Origin of the sequence: Streptomyces rapamycinicus NRRL 5491, from assembly GCF_024298965.1 — a bacterium.
GTDB classification, from domain to species: Bacteria; Actinomycetota; Actinomycetes; order Streptomycetales; family Streptomycetaceae; genus Streptomyces; species Streptomyces rapamycinicus.
In genome coordinates this window covers 671,896-683,254 of the sequence record NZ_CP085193.1, presented here as the reverse complement: position 1 = coordinate 683,254, position 11,359 = coordinate 671,896, and the positions used below count along the sequence as shown (strand labels likewise).

The 11,359-nt window shown below is 71.6% G+C and carries 11 protein-coding genes and 1 pseudogene; 11 read left to right on the top strand and 1 reads right to left on the bottom strand.

Features of this window, described 5'->3' with window-relative positions:
- The first annotated feature begins 159 nt into the window (after positions 1-159).
- The 7 genes from LIV37_RS03055 (at position 160) to LIV37_RS03025 (ending at position 5,829) form a co-directional block, all read left to right on the top strand.
- Entirely contained in the window at positions 160-966 is an 807-nt protein-coding gene (locus tag LIV37_RS03055; RefSeq protein ID WP_121825873.1) for a 2-amino-3,7-dideoxy-D-threo-hept-6-ulosonate synthase, read from the top strand.
- Entirely contained in the window at positions 963-2,000 is a 1,038-nt protein-coding gene (locus LIV37_RS03050; RefSeq protein ID WP_020865625.1) for a 3-dehydroquinate synthase II family protein, read from the top strand. The genes LIV37_RS03055 and LIV37_RS03050 overlap by 4 nt, the downstream gene beginning before the upstream one ends.
- Positions 2,000-3,385, top strand: coding sequence for a class I adenylate-forming enzyme family protein (locus LIV37_RS03045; protein WP_020865624.1), 1,386 nt, complete (start codon positions 2,000-2,002; stop codon positions 3,383-3,385). The genes LIV37_RS03050 and LIV37_RS03045 overlap by 1 nt, the downstream gene beginning before the upstream one ends.
- A gap of 66 nt (positions 3,386-3,451) precedes the next feature.
- The gene (locus LIV37_RS03040; RefSeq protein ID WP_020865623.1) at positions 3,452-3,730 is read left to right on the top strand and encodes a phosphopantetheine-binding protein; all 279 of its coding nucleotides are present in this window, start codon (positions 3,452-3,454) and stop codon (positions 3,728-3,730) included.
- A complete protein-coding gene (locus tag LIV37_RS03035) occupies positions 3,727-3,990 on the top strand; it encodes a phosphopantetheine-binding protein (protein WP_020865622.1) in 264 nt (87 codons plus the stop codon). Before LIV37_RS03040 ends, LIV37_RS03035 begins: the two co-directional genes overlap by 4 nt.
- Positions 3,980-5,191 (top strand): beta-ketoacyl-[acyl-carrier-protein] synthase family protein, encoded by a 1,212-nt coding sequence (locus tag LIV37_RS03030; protein ID WP_020865621.1) that lies wholly within the window; start codon positions 3,980-3,982, stop codon positions 5,189-5,191. The genes LIV37_RS03035 and LIV37_RS03030 overlap by 11 nt, the downstream gene beginning before the upstream one ends.
- Positions 5,188-5,829: a hypothetical protein gene (locus LIV37_RS03025; RefSeq protein ID WP_020865620.1), complete on the top strand. Its 642-nt coding sequence runs from the start codon at positions 5,188-5,190 to the stop codon at positions 5,827-5,829. The genes LIV37_RS03030 and LIV37_RS03025 overlap by 4 nt, the downstream gene beginning before the upstream one ends.
- On the opposite strand, the gene LIV37_RS03020 is transcribed toward LIV37_RS03025, so the two are convergent.
- Complete coding sequence (locus LIV37_RS03020) at positions 5,796-7,013, bottom strand: IS110 family RNA-guided transposase (RefSeq protein WP_254807086.1); 1,218 nt, start codon at positions 7,011-7,013, stop codon at positions 5,796-5,798. The two genes, LIV37_RS03025 and LIV37_RS03020, sit on opposite strands and share 34 nt — an antisense overlap.
- A gap of 212 nt (positions 7,014-7,225) precedes the next feature.
- On the opposite strand from LIV37_RS03020, the gene LIV37_RS03015 reads away from it, so the two are divergent.
- From LIV37_RS03015 to LIV37_RS03000, 4 genes and pseudogenes are all read left to right on the top strand, one after another.
- Positions 7,226-8,932, top strand: coding sequence for a class I adenylate-forming enzyme family protein (locus LIV37_RS03015; protein WP_020865618.1), 1,707 nt, complete (start codon positions 7,226-7,228; stop codon positions 8,930-8,932).
- Positions 8,929-9,516 (top strand): hypothetical protein, encoded by a 588-nt coding sequence (locus LIV37_RS03010; protein ID WP_309471129.1) that lies wholly within the window; start codon positions 8,929-8,931, stop codon positions 9,514-9,516. Before LIV37_RS03015 ends, LIV37_RS03010 begins: the two co-directional genes overlap by 4 nt.
- On the top strand, positions 9,513-10,433 hold the full coding sequence (locus LIV37_RS03005; RefSeq protein ID WP_020865616.1) for an NAD-dependent epimerase/dehydratase family protein: 921 nt from the start codon (positions 9,513-9,515) through the stop codon (positions 10,431-10,433). The genes LIV37_RS03010 and LIV37_RS03005 overlap by 4 nt, the downstream gene beginning before the upstream one ends.
- Positions 10,434-10,538: 105 nt before the next feature.
- Positions 10,539-11,295 (top strand): annotated as a pseudogene (locus LIV37_RS03000) (ABC transporter ATP-binding protein).
- Positions 11,296-11,359: the final 64 nt, after the last annotated feature.

The following is an 11,359-nucleotide window of genomic DNA, read 5'->3' as shown; positions in this document are numbered from 1 at the left end:
CCGTCGGACAGCCTGTCAGAGCATTCTCAGAAATTCCTCAGAGCCGCATAACCGCAGAGTTATGGAGATTCGATATCCGCTCGCTATTGCATAGCCGTGCCATTCTGTCTCCGCAATCCTCTGCGTGGTTCGCCCCCTTGGGAGAGGTGTGCCTGGCACATGACCGATATTGGTAAATCATTCCGGATGCGGAGGCTCTCGGTCGCGGGGGACGGAAGATATCTTTTCGTCCCGCTCGACCACAGTGTGTCCGATGGGCCGGTGGTGTCCCAGGCCCGCTGGAACGGGCTGCTCCGGGCACTGGTGGACGGCGGCGCGGACGCGGTCGTCGTCCACAAGGGCCGGGCGCGGGCGATCGCGCCGGACATCCTGCGCCACTGCGCCCTGGTGGTTCACTTGAGCGCGGGCACCGTGCACGCGGCCGACACCGACGCCAAGGTGCTCGTCGGCGACGTGGAAGAGGCCGTACGGCTGGGCGCGGACGCGGTGAGCGTGCATGTGAACCTCGGCTCGGACACCGAGCACCGGCAACTGAAGGACCTCGGGACCGTCGCGGCCTCGTGCGACCTCTGGAACATGCCGCTGCTCGCGATGATCTACCCGAGGGGGCCGCGGATCGCCGATCCGCACGACCCGGCGCTGCTCGCCCATGCCGTCAACATCGCCGCGGATCTCGGCGCCGACCTCGTGAAGACCTCGGTCGCCCTGCCGATGGAGCGGATGGCCGAGGTGGTGAACAGCTGTCCGCTGCCGATCCTCGCCGCCGGTGGCCCGCCCGACGGCTCGGACCTGGTCAGCCATGGGACGTCATTGATGCTCGCGGGCTGCCGGGGCCTCGCGGTGGGCCGCCGGATCTTCTCCTCGCCCTCACCCTCCTCGCTGGTGGCACGGCTCGCCGCCGTGGTGCACGCCGCCGAAGCCGGAACGACCCCCCACCCCTCGACGATCGCGACAGGAGCCGCATGAAGTTCGCATGGATCGACCTCCGCACCGTTCCGCAGGCCCGGCTCGAGTCCGTCGTGGACGCCGCCATCCACACCCGGATGCAGGGCGTGCTCTGCGATGACGAATCCGTCCTCAAGGCGCTGCCCCCCACCGTCACCGCCGTCACCACCGCGGCGGTGACCGAGGAGAAGCAGCTGTACAACCTCGACGCCGACGCGGCCTGGGTCGATGTGCACGACGAACCGTCGCTGCGGCTGGCGTGCGCGGCGGCGGTCGCGCTGCCCCACACCGTGGTCCGCTTCGCCGACCCGACCAAGATCCCCCTGGAGATCGTGCTCGCCGCCGCGGACCGCTCCGCCGGAAAGCTGATCACCGTCTGCGCGGACCTGGACGAGGCCGCCACCGTGCTGGACGTGCTCGAACGCGGCTCGGACGGAGTCCTGTTGGCGCCCTCCGACGCCGGTGAGGTGTTCGCGCTGGCCCGGCTGCTGGAGGCCGGAACCTCCCCGCTGGAGCTGACCACGCTGACCGTCGACGGCATCGAGCACCACGGGCTCGGCGACCGGGTGTGCGTGGACACCTGCACCCACTTCGCCGAGGACGAGGGCATCCTGGTCGGCTCGTACTCGACCGGCTTCATCCTGTGCTGCAGCGAGACCCATCCGCTGCCGTACATGCCGACCCGCCCGTTCCGGGTCAACGCCGGCGCCCTGCACTCCTATGTGCTCGGCCCGGAGAACCGGACCAACTACCTGAGCGAGCTGGGCTCGGGCAGCACGACCCTGGCCGTCAACTCCGAGGGCCGGACCCGGCCGGTCACGGTCGGCCGGGCCAAGCTGGAGTCCCGTCCGCTGCTGACCATCACCGCGCGGGCCGCCGACGACACCGTGGTGAGCCTGACCGTCCAGGACGACTGGCATGTGCGGGTGCTCGGGCCCGGCGGCAAGGTCCACAACGTCACCGAGCTGCGCCGCGGCGACGAGCTGCTCGGCTACCTGGCCACGGACCAGCGTCATGTGGGCTTCCCCATCGGCGAGTTCTGCAAGGAACACTGATGAGCGCACGGATGCGGGAGCTCCTCGACACGCTGTTCGACGCCCATCCCGACGAGCTGCCCTACCTCGTCCACGGCGACCATCCGGTGAGCCGTGGCGAGGTCCGGGCCGCCGTGGACATGGAGGCGGCGGTCTTCGCCGGGCACGGCATCGGCGAGGGGCATACGGTGATGCTCCAGAGCCCGCCGAGCTGCACCCAGATAGAGGTGCTGCTCGCGCTGTGGCGGCTGGGCGCCCAGGTGATGCTGGTCGACCACCGGCTCAAACCGTCCGAAGTGGACGCCCTGCGCTCGCTGTGCCACCCGCAGTTCCTGGTCGCCGCGGGTACGGCGGGCCGCTCACCGCTCAAGTTCGAGCCCAGGTACGAGGTGGTCACCTCCCGGTACCCGGACGGCCGACCGGCGACGACCGGGCACCGGCTGGTGCAGTTCAGCTCGGGTTCCACCGGGCTGCCCAAGGTGATCGGGCGGACCGCGGCCTCCCTGTCGGCCGAGATCGAGCGGTTCACCCGGATCGAGGGGATGCCGGTCCTGGGCGAGCGGGTGCTGCTGCTGAGCTCGACCGCGCACAGTTTCGGCCTGATCGCCGGGGTGCTGCACTCCCTCGCCGCGGGCGTCTCGGCGGTCTTCGCGCCACGGGTGTCGGCCAAGGACATCCTCGGCGCCGCCGCGCGCCACGACGTCCACGTGATCTTCGGTACCCCGTTCCACTACGAACTCCTGAGCACCGCCCGGGACCTGCCCGCCCTGCCCGCGCTGCGCGCGGCGGTCTCCGGTGGGGAGATCATGCCGCCGCAGACCGCCGCGCGGTTTGCCGAACGGTTCGGCACCGGGGTCGGCGAGTCGTACGGGACCACCGAGACGGGCGTCATCGCGATGGAGGTGAGCGGCGCCTCGAGGCCCTCGGTCGGCCCGGCGGCGCCCGGTGTGCTCTTGAGGATCCACGAGGGCGAACTGGACGTCCGGCTGCCGGACGGCTCACCGTATCTGCACGCTTCCGGCGGCGACCGGTTCGCCGACGGCTGGCTGCGCACCCATGACCGGGCCGAGCTCGATCCCTCCGGCGCCGTACGGCTGCTGGGCCGTGGCGACTCCCTGGTGGTCATCGGCGGCCTCAAGGTCGACCTGACCGAGGTGGAGGCCGTACTGCGCCGCCACCCCGGGGTCAGCGGGGCCGTGGTCGTGCACGCCGGTGCCACCGAAGCCTATGTCTCGGCCGCGGCGGACGGCCCCTCGGCGGGGGAGTTGCTGCGCTGGTGCCGGGACCGGCTGGCCGACTACAAGGTGCCCCGCGTCGTGCACGTCCTGGCGGATCTGCCCCGCACCTCCAACGGCAAGCTGGTCAGGCGCCGCGAAGCCCTGCTCGCCCGCGCTCCCGACCGCTGACCCGGCTGACCGCCCCTTGCCGACCACCCCGCATCGACCCCCTGTGGCACAGAAAGGTTGCGCACCATGGAGACGCAGACGGCCTTGCAGAAGGAGATCCGCGATTTCGTGCTCAGCACGATCAGCGAGGAGATGAACCATCCGCTCGCCGCGGACGAGATCAGCGATGACAGCCCCATGGGCACCGGTGGAATCGACATCGACTCACTGGGCCTGATCGAACTGCTCCTGCGCCTGGAGCGCCGGTTCGATGTGAAGTTCCCCGACAGCGACATCGAGCAGGCCGGCGCGATGAACCTGGGCGACCTGATCAACGATGTCGTGGAGCGGGGCGCCACGGCATGACCGCGGAATCCGAAGCCCGGCCGAGGATCACCACCGACGCCGTCCGGGAACTGCTGTCCGACCCCAAGATCTTCGCCGATCTGCCACCCGGCCTGGACGACGACGCCGAACTCGCCCTGGACTCGTTGGGGCTGGTGTGGTTCCTGCACCAACTGGAGCTGCGCTACGGCCTGGAGATCGAGCCGGCCGACGCGTTCCTCGCCGAATTCACCTCGATCCGCCGGATCACCGACTACCTGGCGGGCGTTCATGGACCGTGAGGTGCTGCTGACCGGGTTCGGGGTGCGCACGGCCTTCGGCACCGGGGCGGACGCCGTGCGGGAGGGCGTGTTCGACGGGCGGCCCGCCTTCGCACCGATCACCCGCTTCGACACCGGCCCGTACCGAACGGGCCTGGCCGCCACCGGCGGCCCGGCCGCTCCGCTGCGGGAGGTGCTGGCCGAGGTCGCCGGGGCGGCGGTCGCCATGGCGGGGCTGCCGACGGGTGCCGAGGCCGCCGTCCTGGTGGGGACCGCGGGTGACTTCACCGGTCTGACCCGCTTCTGGCGCGCCGCGCACGCACCCGGCGCACCTGGCGCTGCCGGCTCTTCTGAGTCTTCCGGCTCTCCCGGGTCTTCCGGCTCTCCCGGCGCGGTGGACTCCGGCGGCGCCGCGGAGACCGTGCCCGCGTGGCAGGCCGAGACCCTCGCGGACACCCTCGGCCTGCGCGGCCCCCGGCTGGCGTTCACCAGCGCGTGCGTCGCCTCTGCCACCGCGATCACGCACGCCTGCCGGCTCATCGCCTCCGGCTGGGCCGACACCGCGATCTGCGCCGGGGCGTATCTGGTGGAGGAGGAGAACCTGGCCAAGTTCGACTCGGGATTCGCCCTTTCCCGGGACGGGATGGTGCGTCCGTTCTGCGCCGACCGCAGCGGTCTGCTACTCGGGGACGGAGCCGGCGCCGTCGTGCTCGAATCCGCCGAGAGCGCCCGGCGCCGGGGAGCGCGTGCGCTCGGCGCGCTGACCGGCTGGGGCGCCGCGGGCGACGCCCACCACGTCGCCCGGCCCCATCCGGAAGGCGCCGGGCTGGCCATGGCCGCCGGCCGGGCCCTGCGGCGTGCGGGCGGCCCGCGGATCGACTATGTGAACGCGCATGGCACCGCCACCCGGTACAACGACCCCGCCGAGACCCGGGGCTTGCGCACGCTCTTCGGCGCGGCGGCCGCCCGGACGCCGGTGAGCTCGACGAAGAGCACCACCGGACATCTGCTGGAGGCGTCCGGAGTCGTGGAACTCGTGATCACCCTGCTCGCGCTGCGGGACGGGGTGCTGCCGCCCACCGCCGGGTTCACCGAACCGGATCCGCACTGCGACCTCGACTATGTGCCCAACCGCCCCCACAAGGCCGAGCTCCGGCGTGCCCTCACCGTCAACGCCGCGTTCGGCGGCGCCAACACCGCGCTGGTACTGGAGCGAGCATGATCGCCGCGATGTCCGGCCCCTCCGCGCCGCCGGTCGCCGGTTTCGTGGAGTCCGCCTTCAACCCGATGGTGTACCAGGCCGTCGAGCGGTGCCTGACCGCCCGGCCGGGCGACGGCGCCCGTACCGCCATGGCCCTGGCCAGCACGATGGGGGACGCCGCCACCCTCGACCTCGGCAGCCGTCTGCTGGTGGCCGGGCAGGTGCACAATCCGCTGTTGTTCATGCAGTCCACCGCCAACGCGGTCCTGGGCCGGCTCAGCCGGGAGTTCGCCATCACCGGGCCGCTGCTCTGCCTGTCCACCGTGGCGGACCCGGCCGATGAGCTGCTGGCCGCCGCGGAACTGCTGCTGGAGGACGAGGAGCTGGACCGCGTCGTGCTGATCGGGGTCGAGCTGACCGGCTCCGAGCGCACCACGGCGGCGTACCGCGAGCTTCGTACCGGCCCGCCCGCCGCGGACCTGGCCGTGGCCCTCGTGCTGGACCGGGACGATCCCCTCCCGCGCCCGCCGTCCGACATCCCGCCCACCCCCTCGGGGGAGTACGGCACCCTTCGCGGCCTGGTCGAGCTGGCCGCCCGAATCCAAGGAACTTCCCAATCATGTTGTCAAGCTGCTCCCGTGACGGGAGGTGAAGCGTGAAAGCACTCTCCGTCACGGATCATCGCCCACAGAACGTTGAGGCGTCGGCGCGCGAGGGCCAGCAGCGCCTGCTTGTGCCCCTTGCCCTCGTTCCGCTTCCGGTCGTAGTACGCCTTGGAGGCGGGGCAGCATCGAAGGCTGACCATCGCGGACAGGTACATAGTTCTCAGCAGCCCGCGGTGATAGCGCCGGGGTCTGCGCATGTTGCCGCTGACGCGGCCGGAGTCGCGGGGCCTGGGGGCCAGGCCGGCGAAGCCGGCCAGGCGGTCGGAGCTGGCGAAGGCGTCCATGTCGCCGCCGGTCGCGGCGATGAACTCTGCGGCGAGCTTGGTCCCCATGCCGGGCAGGCTGCGGATCACCTCGGCGTGCGGATGCTCGCGAAACCGGCCCTCGATGAGGGCGTTGAGCTCGGAGATCTCCTCGTCGAGGGCCATCACCCCCTTCGCGAGGCGGACCACCATGGCAGCGGCCAGCTTCTCGCCGGGGAGCGCGGTGTGCTGAGCCTGGGCGGCCTCCACCACCGTCTTCGCCAGTGCGGCGGCACCTCGGACCCTGCGGTTCTTAAGCCACGTCTCGATCCGGTTCACGCCCGCACGACGGATCGCCGCCGGGGTCTGGAAGCCGGTCAGCAGCACCACCGGACCGTGGTTCGTCAGCTCCAAGGACCGCTCCAACGCAGGGAAGATCTCCAGGAGTTGGGCACGCAGGCGGTTGATCTGGCGAGTGCGGTCGAAGACTGCGTCCAGACGACGGGTAGTCAGGGTGCGCAGGTCGACGGCGATCTCGTCGCCGGGCCTCAGCAGGCCGAGGTCACGGCGAACGCGAGCCTGGTCGGCGATGACGAAGGCGTCCTTCGCGTCCGTCTTGCCCTCGCCGCGGTAGGTGGCGGAAGCACGGTGGACCGCCAGGCCGGTGAGGTAGGCGACCGGCTGGCCGTGGCTGATCAGCAGGCCGATCAGCAGCGCGGCACCACCATGGTTGAGATCCACCGCCCACAGCACATCCCGCGATATCTCCAGGACGTCGCCGATCAGAGCGAGGAGCTCGGTCTCGTCGTTCTGGACTCGGCGGGACAGCAGACGCTTGCCCTCCGCGTTGATCACCACCGCATGGTGATGGGTCTTGCCGATGTCCACTCCGGCCCAGATCTCGGGCACGTTCCCCTCCGCCAGCTCGTCGTACATCGATCCCACCGACGACCTCGCCGACGTTGTCCTACAGCAGCGATCGGAGTCGCATCTCCCAATTGGCGGTCGAGTCGTCGCGGGGCTCCGGGCGGCCAAGTTCCTCGAGCCATCGAACGGTCTCCACCATGCCAGCCATACCCAGAACCCCTGGGCCCTCCGATCTTACGAACGACCAGGTCAGACCCACATCTGAAAGGTAGGACCACACCATGATCACCAAGCAGGAACGCGCGCGGATCAGCGAGGACGCCGCCCTGGGGGCCGGGAACGTGATCCACCGGCTGAAGGCGTACGGCAGATCGTTCGACGAGCAGGTCCTGTGGACCGACGCCACCTGGCAGGCCCCGGACGGCGGCCACCCCGAGGTACTGACCCTGGGCGAGCTGCACGAGGCCGTGGAGATCTACGCGAGCTGGTACCACGCTCAGGGTGTCGGGCCCCGTGACCCGGTGGCAATCCAGACCTGGTCCAGCACCGAGTTCGCCATCAACTTCCTCGCCCTCACCTCCCTCGGCGCGATCCCCTCCTTCGTCAACGGCAACCTCCGCCCGGAGATCGCCCGCGAGTACGTACGGCGCCAGGGCGCGGTCGGCGCCATCACCGACCAGGCCCACCACGCGGTCCTGGCCCGCGACCGGGCCGAACTGGGCCTCGGCTTCTGCGTCACGGCGGCCGACATCCGCGCTGAGCACCGCGAAGCCCTCCCCACGGGCTACCCGTACGCCCACCACGCCACCGACCCGATCATCATCTCCCACTCCTCGGGCACCACCGGTATGCCCAAGGCCGTACCGCACACCCACGAAACCCTGCTGTACGCGCAGTTGCACCGGCTGAAGCTGTCCGTCGGCTCCGCGATGGGCAGGCTGCTGGTCGCGCTGCCCGGCTCGCACAACGCAGCCATCTCGGTCATGTTGTTCGGCTTCCTGCTGCGCTCGCCCGTCCGCATGCTGTCCAGCCAGCGAGGGGTCGACGTCCTGGACGCCATGGAGTCGTTCCGCCCCACCACGGTGTTCGCGTTCGCCGGAACCTACGGGGAGATGGCCGCCCAGGATCTCTCCGTGCGCGATCTGTCCAGCGTGGAGGCGTGGTACAACACCGGGGACGCGGCGCACGAGACCCATATCAGGGCGCTGATCGAGCAGGGCAGCCATGACACGGTCGGCCGGGACCTGAAGCGCCGCCGGGTCTCCGGATCCGTCTTCACCGACGGACTCGGCTCCTCCGAGACCGGCTACTCGCTCTTCCACAACGGACACCGGCCCGGCAAGTCGTCGTTCTCCCGCTGCGTCGGCAAACCGATGAGTTTCGCCGAGGCGGCGGTGCTCTCCGAGGACGGCACACCGCTGCCGCCCGGCGAGGTCGGCCGCCTCGGTGTGCGCTCACCCACGCTCACCCCCGGATACTGGAACGACTCGCTGACCTTCCACCGGCTGCGGCTCGGTGGCTACTGGCTCACCGGTGATCTGTCCTACCGGGACGAGGAGGGAAACTTCTACCACCTGGACCGCGTGCCGGACGCGATCCGCACCGCCGCGGGCATCGTGTTCAGCACCCGCACCGAGGAGTTGCTGCTGCGCGAGCTGCCCGGGCTCGAGGACTGCACGGTGGTGGCGGTCGCGCCCGAGGGCGTGAGCGCGGACTGGGACGGCGACGGGACCGCCGACGCCTACGCCCTGCTGCAGGTGCGCGCGGACGCGGCGGACGTGGGGGACGCGGACAGGGACGACGCCCGGTGGACGGCCGACGTCAACCGGGTGCTGGCCGCCGAAGGCTTCCCGCAGCTGACCGGTGCGCTCCGGATGGACGCGAGCGAGGTGGTGAAGGGAGCCACCGGCAAGGTGCTCAAGCGGGAGATGCGCGAGCGGTTCCGGGCCCGGGTGGCCGACGGCGAACTGGACGGGAAGGTGCGATGACCGCGCTCGACCATACGAGCCCCGGCACGAGCCCCGGCACGGGCTCCGGCACGGGCTCCGGCACGAGCCCTGGCACGAGCCCCGGCACGGGCCCCCGCCCGAGGACCATGGACGTGTACCGGCAGTGGTGGCTGCACGACGCGCGCTGGTACCAGGGCGTGGCGAAGAGGTTCGGACACGACGTGGCGAATGAGATCAACGCCGAGGCGCTGCGGTATGTGGCCGTCCAGGTGGGCAAGCGGATCCGCCGTCAGTTCGGCGGAAAACCGGCCGCCGACCTCGAGGAACTCCGCCGCCGGTACGACGCCTGCTCCGAGTGGATGTTCCCGAACGAACTGCGCGACGGGGGGACCGCGGTGCTCCCGGACGGCGATATCGAGCTGACCATGCGGCAGAACTTCGCCGTGACCATGGTCCGGATGGCCGGTTCGCTCGACGGCTACGAGTGCCCGTGCACCGACATCCACGCCGGCTGGTCGGAGGGGCTCGGGGTCGAACTCACCCGTAACTGTGCCACCGCGTGTCTGCGGGACGGCGATCCCGCCTGCCGACTGCTGATGCGAGCCGGGGGAGGTGCGGCATGACGGCACGGGTCCTCGTCGCCGGGGCCACCGGTGTGATCGGCCGGGCGCTGGTCCCGCTGCTCAGCGCCCGCGGCCACCATGTGACCGCGCTGGTACGTGAGGTGTCCGGGGCGGCCGGGCCGGGCCTGGACGGCGTCGTGGTGGCCGACGCACTGGACCCCGAGGCGGTGCGCGCGGCGGTGGTCTCGGCCCGGCCCGAGGTGGTGGTGCATCAGCTGACCGCGCTGCGCGGGCCCACCGCGGAGGGCCTGGAGCGCACCGCCCGGCTGCGCACCGAAGGCACCGCGCATCTGATCGCCGCCGCCGAGGCGGCGGGAGCACGACGGATGGTGGCCCAGAGCATCGCGTTCGCCACGGCCCCCCGCGGCGGGCCGGTGCTCACCGAGGACGCGCCGCTCCATGTCGACGCACCGGATCCGGGCTGGGCGCTCACCGCCCGCGCGATCAGCGAACTGGAGCGCCGGGTACTGGGCGCCGCGAACCTCTCCGGCATCGTGCTGCGCCACGGGACCCTGTACGGGCCGGGCACGCTCTACCACCGGGACGGCGCGATCCGCGGCGCGGTGGCGCGCGGCAGGCTGCCACTGCCCGAGTCCGCCACCGGCGTCACCTCGTTCCTCCATGTCGAGGACGCCGCACGGGCCGCGGTCCGTGCCGTCGAGGCGGATGCCGACGGTGTGTTCAACGTGGCCGACGACGACCCGGCGGAGGCCGCGGTCTGGCTGCCCGAGTACGCCCGGCTGCTCGGAGGGCTCCCGCCCCGTACGGTGCCGGCGCCACTGGCCGAGCGGCTGCTGGGCTGGCTCACCGCCCACCAGCTGACCGCCATGCGCGGCGCGTCCAACGACCGCATACGCCAGGCGCTCGACTGGAAGCCCTCGATACCCAGCTGGCGGACCGGACTGGCCGCCGACTGACCGGGCGCGGCCGGGCCACCCCGGGGCCCGGCCCCGCGACGGCGGAGGAGCCCCGGCCCGCGCGGCACCCGTGAGGTGGCCGCTCGTGGAGAGGAAGGTCCTGTCATGGCGACGCACACTGGCGGGCTGACGGCCACCGCCCCGGAGGCCGGGACGGCCGTCCGCATCGAAGGGCTCGTACTTGACTTCGGCGGGGCGCAAGGTGCTGGACGGGCTCGAACTGAGCCTGCGCGCCGGGGAGTTCGTGGCCATGCTCGGCCGCAGTGGCTCCGGCAAGAGCACCGTGCTGCGGGCGCTCGCCGGAGTCGACCACGACGCCGGTGGCGAAGGCGTACTGAGCGCGCCCGCCCATGTGTCGGTCGTCTTCCAGGACGCCAGGCTCCTGCCGTGGAAACGGGTGCTGGCCAATGTGGCACTGGGGCTCACGGGCGGGGACGCCGAGGAGCGGGCACGCACCGCGCTCGCCGAGGTGGGCCTGGCCGGGCGGGAGGACGCCCGGCCGGTGGAGCTGTCGGGCGGCGAACAGCAGCGGGTCTCGCTGGTCCGCTCCCTGGTGCGCGAGCCCGAACTGCTGCTCGCGGACGAGCCGTTCGGCGCGCTCGACGCGCTCACCAGGACCCGTATGCACGCACTTCTGGCCCGCCTGTACGAACGGCACCGTCCCGCCGTGCTGCCGGTCACGCACGACGTGGACGAGGCCATCGCGCTCGCCGACCGGATCGTGGTCCTGGACGGGGGCCGGATCGCCGCCGACCTCGCCGTGGAGGTTCCGGCGCCGCGCCGCCCCGCGGGTGCCGAGTACGCCGCGCTGCGCGAGCGACTGCTCGCCCGGCTGGGCGTGGACGTGGCCAACGAGCGCTAGGACACCGGCTGACGGCCGAGAACGTCGGCAAGGAGGTGGTCGCGTGCGCACCGCGCGCCTCCGG